This window comes from Ilyomonas limi (genome assembly GCF_005233845.1).
GTDB lineage: Bacteria > Bacteroidota > Bacteroidia > Chitinophagales > Chitinophagaceae > Ilyomonas > Ilyomonas limi.
In genome coordinates, this window is sequence record NZ_SZQL01000018.1 from 41,010 (window position 1) to 67,136 (window position 26,127).

Below are 26,127 nucleotides of genomic sequence, written 5' to 3' on the forward strand. Positions count from 1 at the left end.
ATGAAAATTATTACAGCAAATATGCGCAATTGTTATTGTATACCAAACTGTTGATTGATAGCGCAGGTATCCTCGCCTAATACCGGCGCACCCTTTCCGGAAGTGAGTAGTTGTCCGTCCACCTTAAAAGGACACCGCGTGGTTTTTACCGTTAACCCTGCAGAGGTTTGCACTTCCAGCTCCATTTGTAAACACTGGTAACCTTTTTCCTGCATCAGCATTTCATAATCCAGCACCTTAGCACACCATATATCTTTTAGTCTTAACACTGCCAGCCATTCATCCGTAGTTTTCGCTATCAAACAATCTGCTATAATGGATTTGATCTCATCGCGCCGGTTATACCATTCGGCAGGTTCCGTATATACAAGTAAATCTTTACATTGGATGATATGTCCCAACGCTACAATATTCGTCATTGACAAAGCAAGAAAACCATTCAGGGTTTTATAGATTCCATAAGGTGCAGCGATATAAGCATTGGCATTATTAACAGCAGACCGCACCGGTAATTGCTCGCCATCATTGTAGAAGCAAGTGAGCACTTCAAACTGAAAATCCAAAATACTTTCCAGCATACTTACCTGCACCAAAGCACCTTCGCCGGTTTGTATCTGCTGATACAAGGCTGCCAGGATACCTTGTGCCAGATGCGTTCCGGCAACAATATCCACTACTGCAACGCCCATGGGTGTAGGATTTGTGTTGGCATTATTACTTAGCCAGGTAAGTCCGGATACAGATTGCAGCAACAGATCCTGACCGGGTAAATCTTTCCAGGGCCCCTCGTTGCCGTAACCGCTTATTTCACCATAAATAATAGACGGATTAAGCGCTTTTACTGTATCATAATCCAGCCCCAAACGCTTCATCACACCCGGACGAAAATTATGAATAACCACATCTGCCTGTTGTATGAGCTCCTTTATCTTGCGTAAATCATTCGCCTCTTTTAAGTCAGCAGCATAGCTTTCTTTATTGCGGTTGATAGCATGAAAAATGGTGGACTCTCCTTCTATCCTGGTATCGGAAACATATAAGTACCTGCAGATATCTCCGGTTGAAGGCTTTTCTACTTTAATCACCCTTGCACCCATATCTGCTAACCGCAAACTGGCGGAAGGTCCTGATAAAAACTGACTAAAATCAATTACCAATATATCTTCCAATAATCTCATGCCATGCTTTTAATAGTGTGCTGCTGCCCGCTGCACTCATTTTGAATCAATTCATTCTGCTCGCCCAAAGCCGGTGCTTTTACCGGTGATTGCAAATAGGCGCCATTTATTTTTATGGGACAACGGGTGGTAATAAAATGCTTTCCATTACCAAGGTCAATTCTTTGTTCCATTCCTAATTGTTTATAACCATCCTGTGTACGCAACTGGCGCCAGTCAAGTACATTCATTGCCCATATTTTATGATCATGCAACTTTTCTAACCAATACATGGTGGCATGCGTAATAAGGTGCGCTGTCAAAATATCTTTAATGGCATCCCGCTCAACAAATGCATGCTCCTGCTTGTATTGCAGTATCGCCAAACAGTCAATTGCACTGGCTAATACATCAAGGTTGGTCATTGCAATGGCAATGTATCCATCTCCGGTTTTATATATGCCATAAGGTGGTGCCAGCAAGGGGTTGCCATTACTTACGGCACTGCGTTTTGGCTGCTTTTTGTTTGCGTAAAAAGTGGTCAACAATTCAAACTGGAAATCCAAAATACTTTCCAATAAACTCAGTTCTATCAGCGCTGGTTGCTTTGCTTTTTGCCTGCGGATGAGTGCAGCAATAATTCCCTGTACCATCTGCGCACCACAGATATAATCGGCTATGGATAAGCCAAACGGAACAGGTGCATCCTCTAAATTACCGGTTGTATAGGTTAATCCACTAATAGCTTGTAACAACAAATCCTGCCCCGGTAAATCTTTCCATGGACCTTCATTACCATAGCCGCTGATGGTTGCATAAATGATAGATGGATTTATTTGTTTTACACTGTTAAAGTCCAATCCATACTTCTCCATAACACCGGGACGAAAATTATGTGTAATGACATCTGCCCTTTTTATAAGCTGATGTATAACAGCTATGCCTTCTTCATTTTTCAAATCAGCCGTTATGCTTTGTTTGTTGCGGTTGATGGTATGGAATAGGAGTGAATTATCATCTATCCACAAATTTTTGATGGCTAATTTCCTGCCGGCGTCGCCCTGTTCAGGCCGCTCTACTTTTATAACGCGTGCACCAAAGTCGGCGAGGCGCAATCCTGCAGAAGGTCCGGAGAGGTATTGACTAAATTCTAATACTGTTATTCCGTTTAAAGGCAAGTGTTTCATGCTGCTGGGGTATTATCATAAATGGGTAAACTTTTCCTGTACAGGCTGTTTAGCTTATCAAGAATTGTCTTTGTATGCGTTCCTCTATTTTTTAGAAAGTCATGCAATACTTTACCGGCAGTATGCTGAAACTGCAGGTAACCTTTATATCGCGGACGTAAATAGGCACGTTGCAATGCAGGCAAAGTGTTTTGGAAATAATGATTGCAAAACCGGTTGACTTCCTTGTTTTTCCATGCATCCAGGCAAGCAGGCTGACCACCATATTCAACATACAAGCCACGCTGCATTGCAGGCGAGGCTAACATACAGGCAACCTCCACTGCCAAATTAATATGCTTGCTGTAAGCAGATACAGCTATACCCGTACCACCTAATGTTGAACGTAACTTTGTACCATTATAACTTATTACATCATCATACGCCAGGAGTTTACTCGCATAATTTTTTCTTACATAGTTGGAATAGCCATAGGTAAAAGGGCAATACCAGTATTCATCGGCCGAACTCATCATTTCAGCTACCGCAATGGGATTGCAGGAGAACATCAATTCATCAAGATAACTATATAATTCACCCGTCATCTCTAAAGCCTGCAAGCCGGTTTCTTCATTTATCATCTCCTCTCTGCTAGTAAAAGGCTGATGACCACAGGCTATGCAGAAGGTGTAAAAGTTCATGAGTATATCCACCGGAATGGCAGGTATAGCCACTTTGTTTTTTTTAGCCAAAGCAATTAACTCGTCCCAACTTTGCGGTACAGGCTCCCTGTTTTCTTTCAGTAAATCTTTGCGATAGCAGCTTACGGGCGTTGCCGCATCAACAGGCAGTGCAAGCTGCGCACCATTATAAGTATAACTCTGATAAGATAACCCTGCCGAGTCATGTAACCGATCGTCCAAAAAATGGTGATCTATGTAATTATTAAGATGAACAAAACATCCGCTGTGGTATGCTTCGCCAACAAAAGGATGGTCTATAATAAGCAGGTCGTAATCATTCGCCAGTGTTTCTACAGGAAAATCGGCAAAGGATTGTAATGATCTTTTATACCATTGCACATCCACATAAGGATGCTGCTCATGATAACGCTGGCAACAGGCAACAAGCGGTGTGAAACCTCTGCTGTGATCCCAGGTTATACCTTTCAATTCAATCATATATTGCACTTTTTTACTAATAAAAGGTGCTCGCAGGCCATCACCAGTTTTTCGTTCTGGTTATATACTTCCACCTTTTCTGTTATTAATCCATAGCCGGGCTTTTTATAGTCCTCCTTGGCTGCAATCGTTAAAACTGTATAAATAGTATCCCCAATGAATACAGGCAGTATAAAACGCAGACGGTTATAACCGTATGTCATAGAAGCCTCGTTAATAACCGTTGCAGTTAAGCCAATGGCAATGCTGAATATCAATGTGCCATGTGCAATCCGCTTTTTGAATGGCTGTGTTTTACACCATTCCTCATTCATGTGATGCGGAAAGAAATCGCCTGTTTGGCCGGCATGCAATACTATATCGGTTTCTGTAATGGTGCGCCCCTGGCTCACTCGCTTTTCATCAATGGCATAATCGTTAAAATATCTTGTCTGCAGCATAATAAATAAACGTCCTGAAATGTGGTACAAATTACTATGTATGCTACAGGCAAACAATGACAGATAATAATAACAAGATGGATTATTTTCCTACATCATCACAAACACAATTATCTTTTTGTATAGCATCAACGAAAACATTCCGTTCATAAAAAGATAGAAGAACTATCCTCCCCACAACCAGTCAGAAAACAAGACGACGCCCATCAACAACCTAAAAAACATTAATTTTAATAAACTGTCCGCCGGTATATTGTAGCATCAGGATTATCAACATCCACTGTATAGCTAATTTTAAGATGAGACATAGTTTATAAGAAGCCATGCTGAAAGTCATACCAAAGCCGTAGCTTTCTTATAACAGCCTGGGATATTTCGCTCATCCTATGTTTTTTACAGCGATTGGTAATATAAAAACCAGGGAAAAAGCAAGGGTATAGAGAAGAATGTAAATACACACTATCATACCATTAAGTGCAAACGTATTAATTGATCACATCAAAATCGTATACGCCAGAACCGGTTTTAATATTCATAGTTGAATAATTACCTGTAGAGGTCTTTCGTACATTTTTTACATCAACAGGTTTGCCATTCATTAATACTATTGATTTTTCTCCGGCAGGCAAATACATTGTAGTCGTTGTGTTAACAGGAATTTCAACATGCAGTTTGAACGAGCTATCTGTTTTAAACCAGCTACTTTTAATTAAGCCATACAAAGAGCCGAAGGATGCTTCGGCATGATTAATATTGCCAACAGGTTGGGGGGCAATAATACTATTTTTATACGCTACCGAATTAGAATCCTGACTAATGCCTGCCAGTCCGCTATAGAACCATTCCTTTAAATGCCCCAGCATAAAATGGTTGTTAGAAACATTAGGTAATGCCTGCCAGGATTCCGTTAGTGCAGTTGCTCCTTTTGTTAACTGGTAGCTATAACCCGGCACATCACTTCTGCTGTTCATATCATAAATCACATTGCTTTTTCCTGCTTCATCTAATACTTTCAACAAGTAGCGATAACCAATATCACCGGCTGATAAACTGTTATTGTGCTGCCGCAAATCTTTTACAATATTATCAACAACAGCTTCTTTGTATTCATCGGGAACCAGTTGCATGTACACTGCCATTGCATTGGCTGTTTGACTACCGGTTGCATATTGTTTTGTTTGCTGATTAAAGAATTTATCGTTGAAAGCATGCTTTACTGTCAATGCTAATGAACGATAATATTGTCCATCCCGCTGATTATTTAATAAACCGGCGATTTGCGATAAAATGGTAAGATCGTAATAATAAATGGCTGATGCTGTAACCCCCGGAGGTGTAAGCTGCGAAACACCAGGTGGTTGCGGACCGAGATCATACCAATCGCCAAGTCCCTGGTATAAAATATTATCTTTTGCCTTTGATTGCAGGTAAACAATATATTTCTTCATCATGTCGTAAGCTTCCTGCAATACTTTTTTATCTCCAAACCAACTATACATATACCAGGGTACGAGAATACAACTACTCCCCCATTCCGGTGAGTCGCGAAACATACCATCGCCATAGGTAAACTGTACAAACTCTGGCGCAACTTCCGGCACCAACCCATTGCTTGTTTGTGCCTGCATCATATCATGTACCGTCTTTTTGTACAGAGTAGCTACATTATAATTATACTGAACAGAATTACCCATTAAATGCGTTTGTTCAGCCAGCCAAGCTTTTCACGGTGCGGACAATCCGTAAACACACTCATCATGTTACTTTTGACAGCCCAACCAATTAAAGTATCTATACGATTGAATAAGGGATTAGAACACGAAAAATGGCCAATAGTTTCTGCTGCATTTCTTATATGCAAAGAAGCCAGTTGTAAAACTTGAGGAAGTTTTGCAGAGCAATTTGCCTGCTGCGGAACAGCACCTTCTACCTGCACATAGCGGAAGCCATAATACGTAAAACGGGGCTGCCAGCTTTCAATGCTATCACCTTTTAAAATGTACTAAAAATGGTATGGCTTGCCGGTTGCTTTTTGATTCACTGTGCCATCTGCATTTAATAATTCCCCTGGAATAATCTTTATCGCATCTCCTTTTCTGCCTTTTATGCTGATAGATGGAATAGCTGATGCATTTTGTCCAAAATCATACACATATATAGAATCATTAACAGCAGTTACTTTTTTTGCAGTAAAATAGTCCATCACCTTTATCGGCGGCTGCATTTGAGTAATCAGTAACGACGGACCAACGACTACCATAGCATTCTTCCAGCCCTTATCATTAAAATGTATATCATTCCAGCCCTGCTGCTCCTTTGTTGCATTATAATCTTCACCACCATAAATACTTGAAAAAGTGATCGGGCTTTCAGCAGTTTTCCAGGAAGTATCACTAATAACATTTTGCATTGTGCCATCATTATATTCAATCGCTAAACGACAAATCATTTTAGGATAGCCGAATGTAGCTTTTAACTTCCTATATCGCTTTTTTACAGGTGGAATATAATAGAATCCATTGCCCAGCATAACACCAATTGCGTTATTGCCTTCCCGAATAGTGGAAGTAACATCAAAACAAACATATTGTGCCTCCTTGCTGTACTGTGTCCAACCCGGATCAAGAAAATGGTCACCGGTTTTTTTACCGTTGATACTTACTTCAAATTGCCCTAAGCCGGAGATAAACAAGGTGGCTTTTCTGATTTGTTTATTAGATGCAAATTCCTTTCTTAGTAAAGGCAAAATGTTGGCCCCTTGTTGTTTGTCTTTTGCTGTATCCGCGTTTAAAACGGTTCTGTATGGTGCAGGTAATTCCTGATTACTTATCCATTCCGCATTTGCCCAATCGTTTCGGCTTTGCAAACCCATTTGCCAGTTTGCAATATTGCTCCAGGCAGATTCATTGCCATAATTATCCCACACCTTTACTTTCCAGAAATAGGTATGTGCCGGGAGTAGTTGTTTTCCTTTATAGCTAACCTGTATTGAACTATCGCTTTGTACCTTTTTTGAATCCCAAACATTGGCATCATCATTTGCCAGTGATGCATAATTATCACACACCAGTATGCGGTAAGCTGTTTGCACTACATTCTGCTGATCTGATAGCAACTGCCAGCTTAAACCGGGTACTGCCGTTTCAATGCCTAACGGCTCCTCTGCATATTCACAACGCAGATGAGCAACTTGTATTTGCTGACCCAAAGCAACAACATTCATCAGGCTTAATATGATACAGGCAATCACTTTCATTAATCAACCTTAATAATCAATTCTTTACTTTTTAATGCCCCTGCTGTTGCAGTAATATGTATGTTACCTTTTTCTTTTCCTGCTTTTACAATCAATAAACACTTTCCCCGCCATGTCTTTCTTGTATCAGATATACAGCTTTCTACACTTTTCGGATTGGCATTACCCACACCGGCAATGGTTCCTGCGCCCGTTACATTGAATTGTACAGGCACTTCAGTTGCAGGGTTTGTTGTGCCCTTATCATCTGCCAAATCAACATCTATATACACTAAACCCTGATTGTTTGCACGTAATGAATTCTTATCAGCATTTAGCAAAATAGCAGTTGGCTCACCGGCAGTCTTTAGTACTGCTTCCTGTACCTTTTTTCCATTTGTATAACCAATTGCTTTTAATTCGCCGGCAGTATAAGACACATCAAACGGAGCAATAAATTTGGTACTGCGATCTGTCTGCTTTCTTCCTAACGATTTTCCATTTAAAAACAATTCCACTTCATCACACGAGGAATAAGCAACTACATGTAAGGTTTGGTTTTCATAACCTTTCCAGTTCCAGCCTGCCACCACATCATTCCACTCCCAGCGGCTCCAATCTGCTCTATCCTTGTTCAAAGGAAATGATGGAGAAGGTGGTTGCACAAAAATGGATAATTGATTTTGTTTCCATAACACATCACGGTAAAACGATTGCGGACGTTTCCATCCGCAGACATCAATATCACCACAATAGGCCAGATTCCAGGGATAAAACGCCTGTGTTTGTGGATAGCCTAACCACCCAATACTTGCTTCGCCTATGTAATCAAATGCAGTCCAAACAAAGTCACCAATCACATACGAATGATCCTTAACTGCCATCCAGTACTCAAAAGCATCTAATGGGAATGATTCTGTTGCGAACATAATCCTGTTTGGCAAACGCTGGTGATCGTTTTCATATTTATCAACCGCATAATTATAACCGGCTACATCCAATGCTGATATAAAATCATCTTTATCTTTATCAATCCCGTTCACACCGGCAGTTACCGGCCTTGTACTATCCAACTGTTTTACATAAGCAGCTAATGTATGCGCAACAGCAGCCACTTCCGGCTTTTCGCGATGTGGTATTTCGTTACCAATGCTCCACATAATGATAGATGGATGATTGCGGTCCCTTTCAATCATACCCGCAATATCTTTTTGCCACCAATCATCAAAATATAAATTATAATCAAACTGATTTTTAGGATCGCCCCAGGTATCAAATGCTTCATCAATTACCAACATTCCCAAACTATCACACGCATTCAACAATGCAGGCGATGGAGGATTATGTGAACAGCGTACCGCATTAAAACCGGCAGCTTTCAACAATTTTATCTTTCTTACTTCAGCATCATCATACGCTTTTGCTCCTAACGGACCATTATCATGATGGATGCAGCCACCTTTTAATTTTACGCTTATACCATTCAATAAAAAGCCTTTATCAGCCGAAAAGGAAAGCGTACGGATACCAAATGTTGAAGTGTAACGATTTACTTCTTGACCACTGTGTACTTCTGTAACTGCTTTGTAGAGTGCAGGATAATCAGCAGACCAAAGTATTGGTTTTGTAATTTGCACAGTTTGCTGAATGTCGGAAATATTACCTGCTTTAATGTATTGAGCAGAAGTAACCGATGCTACTTGCTTGCCCGATGGATCAATAATATTAGTAACAAGTTTTATATTGTTGTTGATGGAATCGCCATTCTTAACTGATGTATTTATATTGATTGTTGCAGACTGATTGCTTACCTTTTTTGTAATGATATATGTCCCCCAATTTTCAACATATACAGGCTCGGCAACCCGCAACCAAACATGGCGGTAAATACCCGAACCTGCATACCAGCGGCTGTTTTCACCCTCATTCTTTACCTCTACGGCAATCGTATTAACAGTGTCCAACTTTATTCTATCCGTTATGTCAAACCAGAAGGACGTATAACCATAAGGATGTTTGCCAAGGCTTTTACCATTCAGCCAAACCTTACAATTCATATATACACCATCAAACTGTATAAAAAGTTTCCTGTTTTTATAAGCAGCAGGTACAGCAAAATGTTTACGATACCAGCCAACACCACCTTCAGTAAAGCCGGTGCTTACCTGTCCTGCTGCTCTTTTTATAAAAGGTGAATTTGCTCCAGGTATATCTTCAATACTCCAGTCGTGCGGCAGATCAATTGTTGTCCAATCATTGTCTGTAAAAGAGGGGCTCTCGGCACCCTGCGCAGCCCCACGATAAAACAGCCAGTCATCATCAAACAGGATGTAATTATTTTGCTGTGCAAAAACGTGCTGAAAGCAAGTGATTAATATGGCAATGGCAATACTTTTCTTCATGCGTAAACATAATAAAAAATGGGGCAAAGCGGGAAACCACTACCCCAGAATGATTGCTTGTCAATAAAATTTTACTATAATTAATGAGCTATTTATTACAAATTTTTCCAGCGTTATTTCTTTCCTTAATTTGATGTAAAACTACAACGCCCATATCCGGTAACAATTGCAGTTATAACTAAAGTAATGGATTATTTTACTACACACCCAAACAACTTATGCTTTTGACGAAGTATTTGTAATATTGATTTTTATAATCATTTCTGCTGATGAAATTTGTTTTCTTTTTATTTATTCAGTTAATAGCAGCTTCCTTATTTAATAGTTGTTTATCACAGCAAAACGGATTGGCATCCTGCAATGTTAACTGGCACAGGCAAAGCAAAAATTCATCCGGGTCAATGCCTTGCAGCGGCGGTGATATTGGCTTAAATGTATGGGTGGAAGATGGTGATATTCTTTTTTACATGGCACAAAGCGGAACCTTTGATGAGAACAATACTATGCTAAAAATGGGCCGGATAAGAATAAAAATGTCACCCGACTTACTGAGTAATACAACGTTTCAGCAACAACTGAATATATATGATGGTAATGTAATTATTCAGGCAAAAGATATTAAAGTGGTTATCTGGGTGGATGTTTTTAAACCGGTTATTCATGCAGCTATTCAGACGAAAAAAGCAGTCAGTATAAAAGCTTCTTATGAAACATGGCGATATGAAGACCATTCAATAAGCGAATCAAAAGAACTCCGGTCCTCTTCTTATAAAGCATCACAACCTTTTGATGTAATCACATATAAAGATGTTGTACAATTTACCAACAACAGCATTGTATTTTACCACCGCAACCGCAATGATGTAAGAAATATATTTGATTATACGGTACACGCGGAACACATGGATTCTGTAAAGGAATCAATGTTTAATCCCATAGCCAATAATACTTTCGGCGGGATGATGCTTGCTGATAACATGAAAACAGCAGGTGTGGATTCAGGAAAATATGCGGGTACGAGTTTCAGGTCGTATTCCCTGCAAACTACAAAACCTGTTTATCAGCAAAACATTGCTATTATTCTGAATACAAAACAAACTACTACTATTGGTAAGTGGATGGACGATCTTACTGCAATCAAAAAATCTTATAACAGCAAAGAAAACTTCATTAAAACTAAAAACTGGTGGCATCAGTATTGGAACAGAAGCTATATTTTTATAGGCGGTATTGATAGCAGCATGAGCATTAATTATCAACTATTCCGCTATATGCTTGGCTGCAATGCTTTTGGGAAATACCCAACAAAATTCAATGGTGGGCTTTTTACTTTCGATCCTGTGTATGTAGATAGCAGCTATCCCTTTTCACCCGATTTTCGTTTATGGGATGGCGGAACCTTTACTGCTCAAAATCAACGGCTTGTATATTATGGCATGTTGAAAAGCGGTGATTATGATGTAATGAAACCGCAGTTCAATTTTTATACAAGGATTCAAAAAAATGCTGAGCTAAGAAGTGAAGTGTACTGGCATCATGCAGGTGCCTGCTTTACAGAACAGATTGAAAATTTTGGACTACCTAATATTTTTGAATACGGATTGAAGCGTCCTCAAAACTTTGATCCCGGGCTGGAATATAATGCATGGCTGGAATATTCGTGGGAAACCGTTTTTGAATTTTGCAATATGATGCTGGAAACCCAACATTACAATAATGATGACATATCTTATTACATTCCTTTTATAGAAAGCTGCCTCCGCTTTTACGATGAACACTATCAAATGCTTGCAAAACAACGCGGCAGTAAGGTATTCGACAGCAGCGGACATTATGTGTTGTACCCTACATCAGCTGCAGAAACCTATAAAATGACCTATAATTCCACAACTGTAATCGTTGCATTACAAACAGTTTTAGAAAAGCTGCTTTCATTACCTTCACCTTACCTTGATAGTGTAAAGAGAGATAGATTTACAACAATGCTGCAACGCATTCCACCGATCTCTTTTTCCAATATAAACGGACATACTACCATTGCTCCGGCACAAACCTGGCAGCGCATTCAGAATACGGAATCACCACAATTATATCCTGTTTTTCCGTGGGGTATTTACGGCATTGGCAAACCGGGGCTTGATACTGCTATCAACACTTACAAACAAGATCCGCAAGTAATTAAAAACAAAAGTTTTAAAGGCTGGCGGCAGGAAAATATTTTCGCTGCAAGGCTTGGGTTAACAGATGAAGCATTTGCATTAACCAAAGCGAAATTTGGTGCCGGTAAACATCGCTTTCCTGCTTTTTTTGGACCGGGATATGACTGGACACCCGACCACAACTGGGGTGGCACCGCGATGATTGGCTTACAGGAAATGCTGCTGCAAGCAGATGATGAACATATTTATCTATTGCCTGCATGGCCCAAAGACAAAGATGTATCCTTTAAACTACATGCGCCGCATAATACTATAGTAGCAGCTAAAGTAAAATCGGGAAAAGTGGTGTATTTAAATGTACTGCCTGCTTCAAGAAAAAAGGATGTAATAATTATGTTGAAGTAATGATCTCGCAGGTATTCGAAACCTGCATTCCATATTTGAAAGTAAAGCAGCATGGTCATTGCGAGCGGTAGCGAATCAATATGTGGGTGTTATTAAAATCAATATGGATGGCTGAGTTGGAGAACATTAACCTGACAGGTTAGATTATCATAAAGGTCAAAGTAAGCCATCTATATTGACTTAAGGCATAGCACAGATTGCTTCGCTACCGCCCGCAATGACGAACAGTATATAATCGAAAGCTAATCATCGCTTTGGTTACTTTATTTTCAGGATTTATCCAGGATGGAAATTGGTCTCCTGCTTCCATAAATGAAGCCCGGTGTGTAAGGTAATTTTCGGGCTTTATAAAATGATTTTCAAAGCTGAAATAACGTATGAAAATTGTCTTTAGTTGCATTACGGCTGCTCATTAAAATGGCTTCTCTTTTATGAAATTCGGGATGGCTGAAGCACATGGCTTCTTTTTGCAATCCCACCAAAACATACCTGCCGCTATGAGCTAAATAATGGATACTGTATTGATTGATTTCAAATTTCCGGTTGCATCAAATACAGCGGTAGGCATATCGCCGTTAGTAATGTGTAGCAATTCTTTTACTACGTCCTCATGTAAATCATCAATAGTATGTTTGATATGTAATTCTTGTGTGCAAAACTGCAACCGGTGTTCATTCACTTCTATAGCAATTACAGTTACATACGCATTTTTTGCAAATTCCATAATACCCATTCCAATCGAACCTGCCTCCATCACCAACACAAATTTACCTTTTTGAAAATGTACATGCCTTACAGCAGGTGCGCCTACAGCCAACGGCTCGATCAAAGCCAGTTCATCCAAGCTTAAGCCTTCGCTCTTCAGTAATTTATCCTGTGGCACAGTAATGAACTCACGAATGCCGCCATCTATATACACACCAAATACTTTTATGCTAACACAACAGTTAGGTTTATACTTGTATAATCTAATTGTTGGGTGTTGTACAGGTAAGTGATCTCACTGTTACTATTTTAAATTACAATTCCGGAGACAAAAGCATTCATCGTCTATAAACCTATTTACTTTATGTTCATATTCTTCTATTGCCAATATCCCATTTCAAATACTGTTTCAACCTGTTTATCATATTACTACTGCCGCAGTAAAACTGGCTCCGCTGATGCAGCTCCTTAGGTACAATATCCAAAATTCTTTGTTTACCATTTGTAGCTTCTCCTTTAGCCGCTTCAAAAATAAAAGCAAAGGGATTGCACTCATACATTAATCGTAGCTTACCCTGGGGCTTATCTGCATTGCCGGGGTATAAAAAGATGCCACCTTGCAATAACGTACGGTGCATATCTGCCACCATGCTGCCTACATAACGCTGCGAAAAAGCATCGGGCACCTGTTCATTCCATCGTTGCATATCATTAATGTATTTTCTTACACCTACAGAATACTGGAAGAAATTGCTATGATTGATGGAATAAGTAGAACCATTTGCCGGGCAAATAATATCGGGATGGCTGAGGCAAAACTCACCTATAGCCGGATCGAGCGTAAAGCCATTCACACCATGGCGGGTAGCATATACCAACACCGTGGATGGTCCATAGATAACATAGCCTGCCGCAATTTGCCTGTCACCGGGCTGAACAAAATCGGCAGTTGTGCAGGGAGAACCAACAGGACTGTTACGCCGGTAAATACCAAATATAGAACCGATGCAAATATTGTTATCAATATTGCTGCTGCCATCCAGCGGATCGAAGAGCACTACATACTTGCTTTGATTACTTTTTGCATCATCAAATATGAGTGTACCCTCCCATTCTTCACTGCCAACACCCGCACAGCTTACACCATTTTTCAGCACGTTTGTCAACTCGTTATTAGCAAACACATCCAGCTTTTTCACTTCCTCACCGTGTTTATTCAAATCGCCGGTAACGCCGAATATATCTAATAAACCGGCTTTATTAATCTCTGCATTAATACGCTTGGCAGCCAACCCAATATCACGCATCAGGCTGCTTAACTGCCCGGTTGCATTCGGGAAAAGTCGTAATTGCTGAATAGTAAATTCATCCAGCGTTAAGAGTTTTTTTCTCTCGATAACAGTAGTCATAAACGATAGTTTTATAAGTAAAAAGGGTTACAGGCGCACCTGCTTCATAGAAGGAGATAAAAGATTCATCATAAACCAGGCTAACAGGTAAGCACCGCCACAAATACCGAATATGATGTTATAACCTGTGTTTAGCGTTCCCAGTGCTTTAAAATGGTCTAATAAAATACCTATGAGTAAAGGAAATAAAATGCCGCCTACCGATCCTGCCATGCCGCCAATACCTACCACAGAACTTACTGCTTTTTTGGGAAACATATCGGATGCAGTGGTAAAAATATTGGCGCTCCATGCCTGATGTGCAGCCGCAGCCAAACTTATGAGTATAACAGCAGTCCATGCATGTGTAGTAAACTGTACAAAAACAACGGGCACTACCAGCAAGGCAAAAAGGAGCATGGCTGTTTTTCTTGCTTTATATACGGGTAAGCCCCTTTTTATCAGCAATCCCGAAAGATACCCCCCGAGTACGCTGCCAAAGCTTGCTGTTACATATATGGTAGATACATAAATAGCCGATTGCGATATGTCTAAATGGTAAGTAGTATTAAAGTAAGAAGGAATCCAGAAAAGGTAAAACCACCAGATAGGATCTGTCAAAAACTTACCAACTACAAACGACCAGGTTTGCCGGAAACCTAATATTTTAGACCAGCTCACCCTGCTGTCATTTTCCGGATCGGCTTCCGGTGCATCGCTGTTGATGTAAGCCAACTCTGCTTTACCCAATCTTTTTTGGCGTGCAGGAATTTCATAAAATATCCCCCAAAACAGCAGCCATATAAAGCCCAATACGCCGGTCCATATAAAAGCTTCGCGCCAGCCGTACGATGTATAGATCCAGGCAATTAATGGCGGACCTGCAATAGCTGCTATGTTGGAGCCGCTATTGAAAATACCGGTTGCAAGTGCCCGGTCTTTTTTGGGAAACCATTCTGCTACCGATTTAATGGCAGCCGGGAAATTACCGGCTTCGCCTAACCCTAATGCGGTACGTGCAACACCAAAGCCAAAGGTACTTTTAGCCAATGCATGCGCCATAGCAGCAAGGCTCCAGATAACAACAGATATAGTATAACCCAGCTTGGTACCAATACGGTCAATCAATCTGCCAAACAGGAGCAAGCCTAAAGCATACGCTGCTGAAAAAGCCATTACGATATTGCTGTAATCTTTTTCCGACCAGTTAAACGATCTCGCTAAATCATCTTTGAGCAAACCAATCACCTGCCGGTCGAGATAGTTGATGGTAGTGGCAAAAAACAACAGAGCAACAACTACCCATCTGTATTTACCTGCGACTTGTACATTGGACGTCGGCTTTGGGCGCGGTGGCGCGGTTTGTATCATATCAATCTCTTTTAATAATTTTTATCGGATGGCTGCAATAGTTTGCAGAGCGTTCGCTGTAAAGTGGCTAATGCCTGTATAATTTTCTTCTTCCATGATTTTTTTGCTTAATAATTTACTACCCATACCTACTGCGCTTACGCCTGCGGCAAACCATGCTGAAAGATTTTCATGCGTTGTGTCTACGCCGCCTGTGGGCATGAAAAGCATACCCGGAAACACATCTTTAACAGCACTCACAAAAGCAGCACCTAATACGCTGCCCGGAAAGAGTTTTACCATCTTCACTCCAAAAGATTCTGCGTGCATAATTTCGCTTGGCGTCATACAGCCGGGCATCCACAATATGTTTTCATGTTGCGCTACTTCAGCAATGTCTTCTGCTATACCGGGACTGATTAAAAAATCTGCGCCGGCAGCTATGAATACTTTTGCTGCGGCTGCGTTTTTTACGGTGCCGATGCCCAAACACATGTCCGGCATTTCGGCATCGCAAGCCCCTTTCATCGCTTTAAAATTCACGAGCGCTGCTTCACCACGATTGGTATATTCTACTGCCCTGATGCCTGCATGGTATAATGCTTTCAGTACACCAATACAAATGCTTTGGGAAGAATGAAAATATAAGGGGAGTAAGCCTTTACCGGTAATTTCATTAATGATATGCTGCTGCTTGTTCATGTTGTGTTGTTCTTTGTTTGATTGCTTCTACATTTTGTTGCGTGGCATCGCCTTTTTCATGAAGTTTGCCAACCGCTGCAGATGCTGCAAAATCAACAATGTTTTGTAGTTGCCAGTTATTACGCATGCCGTACATCAAGCCTGCCATAAAGCAGTCGCCGCTGCCGGCTTTATCTACAATATGCTCACTTCTGAATTCTCTGGATATAAACTGCTGCTCCTGCTGCTGTAACGTAGCATAATAGTGTATGCCTTTACCTTCATCAAACCGGAACGTGTTGGCTACAGTCTTACAATTAGGAAAGCGGCTCATAATTGTCCGGGCAGTTTCATAAGCATGATCTGTATAAGCCTGTTTGCTCTTTTTATCATGAATGTATTCATCTACTTCAATGCCTAAGAGGGTGTTGGCGCTCCAGATGTTTGCCATTACCACATCGCAGTAAGCTACAAGCTCCGGCATTATTTCTTTTGGTTGCTTGCCCCACTGCCAAAGCTTTGCACGATAGTTTAAGTCGACAGATGTAGTAATTCCTTTTTTGGAAGCAGTTTCCAGCGCTTCTTTACACACGCTTACCAGATTACTACCAAGTGCGGGTGTAATAGCACTGAAGTGTAACCAATCTACATTTTCTAATATCGTGTTCCAATCAATGGTACCGGGTTGTAACATTGAAAAAGAAGAATAAGCGCGGTCATAAATAACGCTGGCATGTTTTAAATCGGCACCCTGCGGAAGGAAATACAAGCCAATACGATTGCCGTTATACACAATGGCAGAAGTATCTATGCCTGTATCATTCAGGCACTTTACAATTTCATGCGACAGATAATTATCGGGTAATGCGGTGCCATATTTTACAGGCATATTCCATTTTGCTAAAGCCTGCGCCACATTTAATTCAGCACCACCGGTATATACAGGCATCAGCGAATGATGCAACCAGTGTTGTTGTAACACCGGAGACATACGTAATAACAACTCGCCAAAACATAATACTTTTTTCATACTGCAATCGCTTTTTTATTATTATAACAGGTCTGCTACGGGCACCCCATCCATATCGGTAAATTCTTTATTCTCGCCAGCCATGCCCCAGATAAAACCATAGCTGGAAGTGCCACAGCCAAAATGTACTGACCACGGTGGCGAAATAATTGCCTCATGGTTCTCCACCACTACATGGCGCGTTTGCTGAGGCTCGCCCATACAATGAAATACACGCTGAGATGCAGGTATATCAAAATAAAAATAAGCTTCCATACGGCGGGTATGGGTATGTGGCGGCACCGAGTTCCAAACACTGCCCTCTTCCAGTATTGTTAAGCCCATTACCAACTGGCAGCTTGGAATACCATTATTATGAATGTATTTGTAGATAGTTCTTTTATTGGAAGTGGTTTGTTCACCAAGCGATACAGGAGCGGCTTCTTCTTTTGTCATTTTTAAAGAAGCATATTTATGATGCGCAGGTGCTGATAAAAAGTAAAATAAAGCGGGATTTGATTGATCGTAACTTTTGAATGTTACTGTTTTAGTTTCTTTACCAAGATATAAGCAATCCAGCTTATTCAGAGTAAATGTATTATCCTCCGTTATTATTTCACCAGTGCCACCAACATTAATAATCCCGGCTTCTCTTCTTTGTAAAAAATAGTCAGCTTTCAATTCGGGATGATTGGGTAGTGCAACAGCAGCAGTAACGGGCTTTATGCCACCAATGATCACCCGGTCATAATGCGAGTAAATAAGTCGTATCTTATCATCCTGCATCAGCGCTTTACAAAGAAAGTGCTCACGTAGCTCATCCGTATGCATCCCCGCTACTGCTTCAGGACTATTTTGAAAACGTACTTCCATGATAATAACTTGTATTGAATATGTTTTAATTAAGAAAATAATTGTTCCATCTTACCTTCCCATCCAGCCGCCATCTACTGTCAATATGGTTCCGTGTACATAATCAGCCGCTTTGGAGGCAAGAAAAACAGCAGGACCTTTAAAGTCGTTACTATCACCCCACCTGCCCGCAGGAATTCTATCCAGTATAGTTTTATTTCTTGCCGCATCGTTGCGCAGCGCTTCTGTATTATCGGTAGCAATGTAGCCCGGCGCAATACCGTTTACATTTACACCATGCACCGCCCATTCGTTAGCCAACGCTTTTACCAACGATGATAAGGCACCTTTGCTGGCTGCATAGCCCGGCACATTAATACCGCCCTGAAAAGAAAGCAGTGAACAGGTAAAGATGATTTTACCGGACCCACGCTGTACCATTTCTTTTCCAAATTCACGGGCAAGTATAAAAGGGGTATCAAGGTTAACTGACAATACTTTATCCCAGTAGTCATCCGTATGTTGCGCTGTCGGTGCACGTAATATGGTGCCTGCATTATTGATTAAAATATCAACAGTAGCGTGAGCTGCTTTTACTTTACTGATAAATTCATATAAGCTGCTTCTATCTCCTAAATCGGCCTGGTAAGGAGTGAATGTAGTACCTGCAGCTTTTATTGCTTTTTCAATCTCACTTCCTTCCAAAGCCATAGAACGCGATACGCCTATGATAGCAGCACCTGCTTCTGCAAGTCCAATTGCCATAGCCTTACCAATACCACGATCGCAACCTGTAACTAAAGCCGTTTTGCCAGAGAGATCAAATAAAGTGATGCTCATAAATAAGATAAGTAATTGAAATGCTGTACTTTGTTTACAGCCAGTTATACTTCCTGCAATGTTTCTCCGTTCAGTACCTTATCCTCAATCATTGAATCCCAGTTGAAGTACTGTTTTGCATTATTAAAACAAATGTCCTGTATAATTTTACCTGTCCATTCCATATCATCCGGCAATTCGCCGCTTTCTATTTCTTCGCCAAAAATGTTACATAATAAACGCCTGAAATACTCATGTCTCGGGAAAGAAAGAAAGCTGCGCGAATCGGTGAGCATACCTACAAACCGGCTCAGCAACCCCATGTTGGAAAGTGCATTCAACTGCCTTGTCATACCCTCTTTCTGATCTAAAAACCACCAGGCAGAACCCCATTGTATTTTACCGGGGATGGTACCATCATTAAAGTTACCGGTCATGGTTGCCATCACTTCATTATCGGCGGGGTTCAAATTATACAAAATGGTTTTAGTGAGCTTATCTCCTTTATCAAGGGTGTTTAAAAATTTAGCTAATGATCTTGCCTGCGGAGAATCGCCGATAGAATCCCAGCCTGTATCAGCGCCTAACTGCTGCATCATACGACTGTTGTTGTTGCGGATAGCACCTAAATGATATTGCTGCACCCAGCCCTTTTCATGGTCCCATCCGGCAAAGGTGATGAGCATGGCAGACCTGAATTTTAGCACCTCTTTTTCATCCAGCTGTCGACCACTTCTGATCTTATCAAAAATGCTTTTGATCTCATTTTCTGTATAATCTTCTGCATCTATTTTTTCTAATCCATGATCGGATACGCTGCAACCATTTTCAGCAAAATAATCATGACGTTTTTTAAGTGCTTCCAAATAACCGTTGTAATTATGGATGGAAGTATTGGCACTTTTTTCAAGCTTTGCTACATAGTTGTTGAATGTAGTAACATCGGCTACATTCATAGCAGCATCCGGGCGAAAAGCAGGGAGCACCGGAATTTCAAAACCTTCTTTTCTTAACTGCTGATGGAAGGCTAAATCATCCACCGGATCATCGGTAGTACAAACCAGCTTTACATTCATTTTACGCAGCAGGTTGCGAACACTATATTGCGGCGTACGCAGCTTTTCATTGCATTCTTCATAAATTCTTTTAGCACTCTCCGCATTTAGCAATTCATACACATCAAAGTAGCGCTGCAGTTCCAGGTGTGTCCAGTGGTAGAGCGGATTACGTAATGTATAAGGCACTGTTTCAGCCCATTTTTCAAACTTTTCCCAATCGCTGGCATTGCCGGTAATGTATCTTTCATCCACACCATTGGTACGCATTGCACGCCACTTGTAATGATCGCCATATAACCACGCCTGCGTAATGTTTCCAAACTGCATATCGGCAGCGATCTGCTGAGGCGGCAAATGGCAGTGATAATCTATAATGGGCATTGGCGCAGCATATTGATGATAGAATTGTTGTGCTGTTTTATTGTTCAGTAAAAAGTTTTCATCAAGAAATGGTTTCATATTAAGTTTTTAATTACTAACCGTTTATAAATAAGTGTGTCGTTAGCTAAGTTTGTTTAAATCTTGCCGGTGTTGCCCGCAATGACGTTTATTCATCTTTTAAAGTTTATGATGCTTAACATCCGAAATCTATTTGCTTATCCGAAATTTACTTAGTTGACAATGTAATAAGTTATACGAAAATTATTATTTTCATCACAAACTAATGCCCCGCTTCCACGGAATAAAATCATCCTGATTTAATTGCACTGCTTTTGGAATTATTTCTCCACTGGCTGCTTTAATACAATATTCTAAGATTTCTTCGCCCATCTGTTGTATTGTTTTTGTCCCTTCTATAATGCTGCCTGTATTGATGTCAATAATATCTTTCATACGTTTTGCTACAGATGAATTAGTTGCCACTTTGATGGTAGGACAAACCGGATTGCCGGTAGGCGTTCCCAGGCCAGTTGTAAATAAAATCAATGTAGCGCCGGATGCTGCTTTACCAGTAGTAGCTTCCACATCGTTGCCTGGCGTACATACTAAACTTAATCCTGGCTTTGTAGCTTGTTCTGTATAATCCAATACATCCACCACCGGTGAAGTGCCACCCTTTTTTGCTGCGCCGGCACTTTTAATAGCATCTGTTATTAAGCCGTCTTTGATATTGCCGGGCGACGGATTCATATAAAAACCGGAGCCTACCGCATGTGCTTTGGCATCGTAGGTTTGCATTAAATAAGTAAACTTTTCTGCCATCTGTTCATTCCGCATACGGTCAATTAAATTTTGTTCTACGCCACACAATTCAGGAAACTCAGCCAGCAATACTTTACCACCTAAAGCAGCTATCATATCGGCGCAATAACCCACTGCCGGATTAGCAGAAATACCGCTGAAGCCATCGCTGCCACCGCATTTTACACCAATGCATAAGTTGTTTAAAGTGGCTGGCTGGCGTTGCAGTTTGTTAATCTCAATCAAGCCTGCAAAGGTTTTTCGTATTGCTTCTGTAATCAACTGCTCCTCACTTCCAGATTGCTGTTGCTCGAAGACATGCAAAGGCTTATCAAACTGAGGATTGAATGCTTTTAAATCCTTTAAAAAATCCTGCACCTGTAAATTCTGGCAACCCAAACTCAGTACAGTAACGCCACCTACATTCGGATGATTAGCATAAGCTGCTAACAATTTGCTTAGGATTGCAGCATCCTGCCGGATACCACCGCAGCCGCCCTGATGATTTAAAAATTTTATACCATCCACATTTGGAAACAAGCGTTGGCTATACGGAGTATTATTGGCATTTGTCAACCCGGCAGTTAACACATCTTCACCCTGTTTATACAACTCAATCAGTTGCCTTGTTTTTGATTTATATTTTTCCGTTACGGCATAGCCCAATTCGTTTTGCAACGCTTCGCGTATCACATCCATATTACGGTTTTCGCAAAATACCAATGGAATAAATACCCAATAATTGGCAGTGCCCACACGTCCGTCGTTACGGTAATAACCCATGAATGTTTTGTTCTTAAACTTAGAAACATCCGGCGGCTGCCATTGATAACGATAGTCGCGCCAGGCATAACCTTTTGCAGCGTGTTTCACATTAGAAGTAGTCATCCGTTCACCACGGTAAACGGGTATTTGTGTCTTGCCCACCAGCACGCCATACATTTTTACCTCGCCGTCTGCAGGCATATCCTGCATAAAAAATTTATGCTTGGCAGGTATATTTTCTGTTACCGTACATTCTTCACCCTCATACACCACAGTGCTACCGGCAGCAATGTCTTTTAAGGCTACCAACACATTATCATCAGGATGAATTTTAATGACCGCTCTTTCCATTTACATGACTGTTTTTTGTTTATCTGCTTCATATAATGCGGGCTGAACACCATTATGCATCAGCTCATTCATAAAATAAATCACTTTATCTGCAAAACCGGATAACGAAAGCAAATCTTCGCCCCACAGCTCTTTATTTGAAAGGATAGTGGTGGCAACGGCTTCTACCCGTTTTTGTTGTTGCCATACTTCCGCATAATAAGCTGCATTATCATCATTCACTACATACGCTTGTCCATTGACTTTACCATGCCATTTTCCATCTTCTTCCTGCCGGCACCTCATAAAAAGCAGGTGCGCGGCAAAGCCCAATGCCATACGTACCGGAACGCTGTTAAACCGATGAAAATAACTTGTAATCAGCGGCACATTACGCATAGCCATTTTGGAGGAATATTGCAGCGTAATATTGAGCCATTTATGTTCTATAAACGGGTTTCTGAACCTATCCAAAACGCTCATGGCAAATTCTTCTTTCTTGCTTTCGGGGATAGATGCATCCTTTATTGCAGGCGCAATTTCATCGAGCATCAATGATTGTATAAAAGATGCAAAAGCCTCATTGTGCATAGATTCTTCTACCGAAACAAAACCTGCCAAATGTGCGAGCCCGCAACTAAATGTATGCGAGCCATTCAGCAGCCGCAACTTTAATTCGCGATACAACGAAATGTCAGGAGCAATAATAACAGTATCATCTGCCAATGCAAAAGACAGCATTTCTGTTGCCTTTGAATTAGCAGTTTCAATTGCCCAAAGGCTATAGGGTTCCGACATAATCAGCAAATCATCGGTATAACCAAGCGAAGCTTCAATGGCTCTCAGAAAAGGAGCTGCCGGTTTGCCAGGCACAATGCGATCAACCAAAGAATTACAAAATGTGTGGCTGTTCTGCAGCCAATTAATAAAGTCTTCAGGTAAATTGTTGTATCGTGCAAGTTGTTGTAGAATATCTTTCAGCTTTACCCCATTATCTATGATTAGCTCTGTGGGAACAATGACCATTCCTTTATCAGCCGCACCATTGAACACCTCAAAACGGCGATATAAAAAAGCTAATAATTTACCCGGAAAAGAAGCGGGTGGTGTATTGAAAATACTTTCTTCTGTATAAACAATTCCTACTTCGGTAGTATTGGAAATCACAATTTGCAATTCAGGGTTAGCGGCACATTCCAAAACAGCTTCCCACTGGCTTTTTGCATGTAATACGCGGCTAATGGCAGCATTGATAATATTGTAATTAACCTGCGCTCCTTTTTGCACACCACAAATACATTGCGTGTACAAGCAATCCTGGTTTTCAAATTCAGCCGTATCGCTGTTGCCGGTAGATTTTACCACTACGATGCGTCCGTTGAATATGCCCTGCTTATTGGCTTTATCAATGTAATAATCGGGAAGCCCACGCAGCAAAACGCCGGTGCCAAATTGTATTACTTTTTCAGGCAAATCGAAACAGGATGCCGGAGGTACTTCAGCACCTGTTATTTGTGATAGAATATGTTTTGAAAGTTGCATGTTTATCTTGTTTATATGCTTCCGTTTCTTATTAAATATATGCTGTTGAATATTACTTTTTATAGACTGTTTGCTTTATCAGCCATTGTGCCAGGTCTTCCGCAGCTATGTAATTTTCCAGATCAGCAGGCAATTTTCTGCCATCCAAATATTCATTGTACAACCAGGGATCACCTACAGCAAAAACGGTTCCTTTACCTGTTTTTGAAACAGCCATAATCACATCTCCACCTTCGGTAAATACCGCGTAAGCAGGCGGTTGTACATAGAATGTTGATAGTTCTTTTATATAAATTTTTTTGGCATTTTTGAATATAGAATCATCTGGCTGAATCTTAAATGTGCCGACTGCAAAATTGCGCCCCTGCACCCTATTGCGCGAATCTTCATTGAATCGTATTCCAAACTTTGCAGCCAGTTGATTGAAATGTTTGAACTCTACATTGCCGCTGTCATTTCCGAATAATAACAACACTCCACCATTTTTTACCCAGTTGTAAATAGTTGTTATGTTGCGTGGTTCGATATAATGCGAATGTGGATTTTCTTTGGTCCAATCAGGGTCAACAATCATGTACATATCCGCGCCATTCAATGCTGATGGCGTTACAGAAGTAGTCAACAATTTTGTTCCAATACCATATTTGGTAAAAACATTTTTCAACATGGAAAATCCATTATTATCTTCTTCCTTCCAGATGTAATGGCATTGAATGGTATCGCCTGTTATAGGGTCTGTTTTAGTCTCGTGGTTAAAATAACCATCTAATAAAATAGTCTTTCCTTTACCTAATTGTCTGGTAGGCAGCAGTTCCATCTCGCTGCACATTTGTATAAACGCACCAATGCCTTTCAAATCATTCGTTACTACTTTCTCCCGCAGGTAATATTCATAGCTGCCATCGCGGTAAGGATCACCGCCCAGTCCACTTACATTCACCGTTCCATTCAGACTCAATAAACCATTATCATCCTTTGCTATGAAGGTGTTGCAGATGCCTTTAAATCCCTTTTGAGCAGGTGTTAAATAAGTGTTGGGCAAATAGCCTAAACGCACCCCTTTTGCCAGTGTATAAACAAACATGCACGAAGCAGAAGCTTCAGGATAGTTGCCTTCGCGCGCCGGAAAATTGAGCACATTCCACCACAAGCCGGTGCCTTTATCCTGCACTTTTACAATGGCCGCTGCATAGCGATTTAAAATAGAGCGCAGTTCTTTTTTTCTACTATTGGTGTCTGGAAAATGTTCTAAGACATCTACCAACGCCATTCCATACCAGCCCATAGCGCGTGCCCAAAAGTTAGGAGAAGTGCCGGTGGTTTTGTTTGCCCATTGCTGTTGTTTGGATTCATCCCAACCATGATACATCAATCCGGTAGTACTATCTCTCGTATGCTTTTCTGCATATACAAACTGGTCAGCCACATCATTAAAAGCGGAATCATTATGTGTAATTTCAGCATACATGGTATAGAATGGCTCTGCCATATACAAGCCATCGAGCCACATCTGATAAGGATATACTTTCTTATGCCAAAAGCCTCCCTCGTTTGTACGCGGTTGTGTTTGCAGTTGATTATAAAGCAAAGAAGCAGCTTTCCGGTATTTCTCTTCACCTGTTATTTTATACAGGAGCAATAAAGCATCGCCATTTCGTATATTGTCTAAGTTGTAACGTTCTTTATCATATGTTCTGATACTTCCATCTTCCCCTACATAGTAATCAATATGTTTTTTTATAAATCTGAAATAATCTGCATTACCGGTATATTTCCAGAGGTCTGCCAAACCATTGTACACAACACCTTGGTCGTAACTCCAGGCTGCCGGTCTGGAGTGGCCGTACACCACAGAATCTTTCCACAACGTCATTATCGTAGCTGCCATCTGCTCGCCATAAGACAAAGTATTCTTTTGTGCAACTGCAAACTGCACGAAGAAACAAACAAAAAGCACTATGTTAAAACGATATTTCATGTAAGACAATTCAATCCCGATATGTTGAATATACTTTATGTACTATTCTTTTATTAATACATCTTCATTGGCTCCGGCGCCATATTGTATAGCGTTTAGGCACCTCCACTTTAATGGTATCGGCATGCAATAGGTTGATGTTTTTACACCGGTTTCTGGCAAGTTATAACAGCCTGTTTACGTTATCATTGCAACGCGCACCATTGAAAGTAATAGTACTGTTATTTAATGTACTGTAAGATTATCAGTCCGGCAAAACAAAGAGTAATAATACCTTTCAACATGGGCAATACGATAATTTCATCCCCTAAAAAGAATAGAAT

Annotated in this window: 18 protein-coding genes and 1 pseudogene; 1 reads left to right on the forward strand and 18 read right to left on the reverse strand. The window is 40.7% G+C overall.

The window, feature by feature from the left end; translation table 11 throughout:
• Positions 1–32 precede the first annotated feature (32 nt).
• From FC093_RS18875 to FC093_RS18900, 7 genes and pseudogenes are all read right to left on the reverse strand, one after another.
• A complete protein-coding gene (locus tag FC093_RS18875; RefSeq protein ID WP_137263368.1) occupies positions 33–1,178 on the reverse strand; it encodes a CaiB/BaiF CoA transferase family protein in 1,146 nt (381 codons plus the stop codon).
• Positions 1,175–2,344 (reverse strand): CaiB/BaiF CoA transferase family protein, encoded by a 1,170-nt coding sequence (locus FC093_RS18880; protein WP_137263369.1) that lies wholly within the window; start codon positions 2,342–2,344, stop codon positions 1,175–1,177. The genes FC093_RS18875 and FC093_RS18880 overlap by 4 nt, the downstream gene beginning before the upstream one ends.
• Positions 2,341–3,504 carry an extracellular solute-binding protein gene (locus FC093_RS18885; protein WP_137263370.1) on the reverse strand — a complete coding sequence of 388 codons (1,164 nt, stop codon included), beginning with the start codon at positions 3,502–3,504 and terminating at the stop codon, positions 2,341–2,343. The genes FC093_RS18880 and FC093_RS18885 overlap by 4 nt, the downstream gene beginning before the upstream one ends.
• Positions 3,501–3,944 carry a MaoC family dehydratase gene (locus tag FC093_RS18890; RefSeq protein ID WP_170971155.1) on the reverse strand — a complete coding sequence of 148 codons (444 nt, stop codon included), beginning with the start codon at positions 3,942–3,944 and terminating at the stop codon, positions 3,501–3,503. Before FC093_RS18890 ends, FC093_RS18885 begins: the two co-directional genes overlap by 4 nt.
• 485 nt (positions 3,945–4,429) lie before the next feature.
• Complete coding sequence (locus FC093_RS24685) at positions 4,430–4,807, reverse strand: alpha-L-rhamnosidase C-terminal domain-containing protein (RefSeq protein ID WP_394347979.1); 378 nt, start codon at positions 4,805–4,807, stop codon at positions 4,430–4,432.
• Positions 4,808–4,834: 27 nt separating this feature from the next.
• Positions 4,835–7,200 (reverse strand): annotated as a pseudogene (locus FC093_RS24690) (family 78 glycoside hydrolase catalytic domain); the annotation flags it as partial.
• Positions 7,200–9,581: a glycoside hydrolase family 2 TIM barrel-domain containing protein gene (locus tag FC093_RS18900; RefSeq protein WP_137263371.1), complete on the reverse strand. Its 2,382-nt coding sequence runs from the start codon at positions 9,579–9,581 to the stop codon at positions 7,200–7,202. The pseudogene FC093_RS24690 and the gene FC093_RS18900, both read right to left, overlap by 1 nt.
• A 269-nt stretch (positions 9,582–9,850) precedes the next feature.
• Between FC093_RS18900 and FC093_RS18905 the strand changes: the two genes are divergently transcribed.
• Positions 9,851–12,145 carry a DUF5703 domain-containing protein gene (locus tag FC093_RS18905; RefSeq protein ID WP_137263372.1) on the forward strand — a complete coding sequence of 765 codons (2,295 nt, stop codon included), beginning with the start codon at positions 9,851–9,853 and terminating at the stop codon, positions 12,143–12,145.
• A gap of 502 nt (positions 12,146–12,647) precedes the next feature.
• Here FC093_RS18905 and FC093_RS18910 read toward each other — a convergent pair.
• From FC093_RS18910 to FC093_RS18960, 11 genes are all read right to left on the reverse strand, one after another.
• Entirely contained in the window at positions 12,648–13,064 is a 417-nt protein-coding gene (locus tag FC093_RS18910) for a zinc-binding dehydrogenase (protein WP_137263373.1), read from the reverse strand.
• Positions 13,065–13,218: 154 nt separating this feature from the next.
• Complete coding sequence (fbp, locus tag FC093_RS18915) at positions 13,219–14,259, reverse strand: class 1 fructose-bisphosphatase (RefSeq protein WP_137263374.1); 1,041 nt, start codon at positions 14,257–14,259, stop codon at positions 13,219–13,221.
• Between the two features lie 27 nt (positions 14,260–14,286).
• Positions 14,287–15,609, reverse strand: coding sequence for an MFS transporter (locus FC093_RS18920; RefSeq protein WP_137263375.1), 1,323 nt, complete (start codon positions 15,607–15,609; stop codon positions 14,287–14,289).
• A 21-nt stretch (positions 15,610–15,630) separates the two neighbouring features.
• The gene (locus FC093_RS18925) at positions 15,631–16,290 is read right to left on the reverse strand and encodes a beta/alpha barrel domain-containing protein (RefSeq protein ID WP_137263376.1); all 660 of its coding nucleotides are present in this window, start codon (positions 16,288–16,290) and stop codon (positions 15,631–15,633) included.
• A complete protein-coding gene (locus FC093_RS18930; RefSeq protein WP_137263377.1) occupies positions 16,265–17,299 on the reverse strand; it encodes a sugar kinase in 1,035 nt (344 codons plus the stop codon). Before FC093_RS18930 ends, FC093_RS18925 begins: the two co-directional genes overlap by 26 nt.
• Positions 17,300–17,320: 21 nt before the next feature.
• A complete protein-coding gene (gene kduI, locus FC093_RS18935) occupies positions 17,321–18,151 on the reverse strand; it encodes a 5-dehydro-4-deoxy-D-glucuronate isomerase (protein ID WP_137263378.1) in 831 nt (276 codons plus the stop codon).
• Positions 18,152–18,202: 51 nt separating this feature from the next.
• Positions 18,203–18,970, reverse strand: a complete 768-nt coding sequence (locus tag FC093_RS18940) for an SDR family NAD(P)-dependent oxidoreductase (RefSeq protein ID WP_137263379.1) — start codon at positions 18,968–18,970, stop codon at positions 18,203–18,205.
• Positions 18,971–19,014: 44 nt separating this feature from the next.
• The gene (gene uxaC / locus FC093_RS18945) at positions 19,015–20,466 is read right to left on the reverse strand and encodes a glucuronate isomerase (RefSeq protein ID WP_137263380.1); all 1,452 of its coding nucleotides are present in this window, start codon (positions 20,464–20,466) and stop codon (positions 19,015–19,017) included.
• A 195-nt stretch (positions 20,467–20,661) separates the two neighbouring features.
• Positions 20,662–22,305 (reverse strand): UxaA family hydrolase, encoded by a 1,644-nt coding sequence (locus tag FC093_RS18950; RefSeq protein WP_137263381.1) that lies wholly within the window; start codon positions 22,303–22,305, stop codon positions 20,662–20,664.
• A complete protein-coding gene (locus tag FC093_RS18955; protein ID WP_137263382.1) occupies positions 22,306–23,826 on the reverse strand; it encodes a tagaturonate reductase in 1,521 nt (506 codons plus the stop codon).
• Positions 23,827–23,878: 52 nt separating this feature from the next.
• The gene (locus tag FC093_RS18960) at positions 23,879–25,804 is read right to left on the reverse strand and encodes a glycoside hydrolase family 88 protein (RefSeq protein WP_137263383.1); all 1,926 of its coding nucleotides are present in this window, start codon (positions 25,802–25,804) and stop codon (positions 23,879–23,881) included.
• Between the last annotated feature and the right edge of the window lie 323 nt (positions 25,805–26,127).

Bases quoted from the DNA above. Each gene is read 5' to 3' on its own strand.
- FC093_RS18875 (WP_137263368.1), bottom strand. From the start codon at position 1,178: ATGAGATTATTGGAAGATATATTGGTAATTGATTTTAGTCAGTTTTTA.
- FC093_RS18880 (WP_137263369.1), bottom strand. From the start codon at position 2,344: ATGAAACACTTGCCTTTAAACGGAATAACAGTATTAGAATTTAGTCAA.
- FC093_RS18885 (WP_137263370.1), bottom strand. From the start codon at position 3,504: ATGATTGAATTGAAAGGTATAACCTGGGATCACAGCAGAGGTTTCACA.
- FC093_RS18890 (WP_170971155.1), bottom strand. From the start codon at position 3,944: ATGCTGCAGACAAGATATTTTAACGATTATGCCATTGATGAAAAGCGA.
- FC093_RS24685 (WP_394347979.1), bottom strand. From the start codon at position 4,807: ATGCTGGGGCATTTAAAGGAATGGTTCTATAGCGGACTGGCAGGCATT.
- FC093_RS18900 (WP_137263371.1), bottom strand. From the start codon at position 9,581: ATGAAGAAAAGTATTGCCATTGCCATATTAATCACTTGCTTTCAGCAC.
- FC093_RS18905 (WP_137263372.1), top strand. From the start codon at position 9,851: ATGAAATTTGTTTTCTTTTTATTTATTCAGTTAATAGCAGCTTCCTTA.
- fbp (WP_137263374.1), bottom strand. From the start codon at position 14,259: ATGACTACTGTTATCGAGAGAAAAAAACTCTTAACGCTGGATGAATTT.
- FC093_RS18920 (WP_137263375.1), bottom strand. From the start codon at position 15,609: ATGATACAAACCGCGCCACCGCGCCCAAAGCCGACGTCCAATGTACAA.
- FC093_RS18925 (WP_137263376.1), bottom strand. From the start codon at position 16,290: ATGAACAAGCAGCAGCATATCATTAATGAAATTACCGGTAAAGGCTTA.
- FC093_RS18930 (WP_137263377.1), bottom strand. From the start codon at position 17,299: ATGAAAAAAGTATTATGTTTTGGCGAGTTGTTATTACGTATGTCTCCG.
- kduI (WP_137263378.1), bottom strand. From the start codon at position 18,151: ATGGAAGTACGTTTTCAAAATAGTCCTGAAGCAGTAGCGGGGATGCAT.
- FC093_RS18940 (WP_137263379.1), bottom strand. From the start codon at position 18,970: ATGAGCATCACTTTATTTGATCTCTCTGGCAAAACGGCTTTAGTTACA.
- uxaC (WP_137263380.1), bottom strand. From the start codon at position 20,466: ATGAAACCATTTCTTGATGAAAACTTTTTACTGAACAATAAAACAGCA.
- FC093_RS18950 (WP_137263381.1), bottom strand. From the start codon at position 22,305: ATGGAAAGAGCGGTCATTAAAATTCATCCTGATGATAATGTGTTGGTA.
- FC093_RS18955 (WP_137263382.1), bottom strand. From the start codon at position 23,826: ATGCAACTTTCAAAACATATTCTATCACAAATAACAGGTGCTGAAGTA.
- FC093_RS18960 (WP_137263383.1), bottom strand. From the start codon at position 25,804: ATGAAATATCGTTTTAACATAGTGCTTTTTGTTTGTTTCTTCGTGCAG.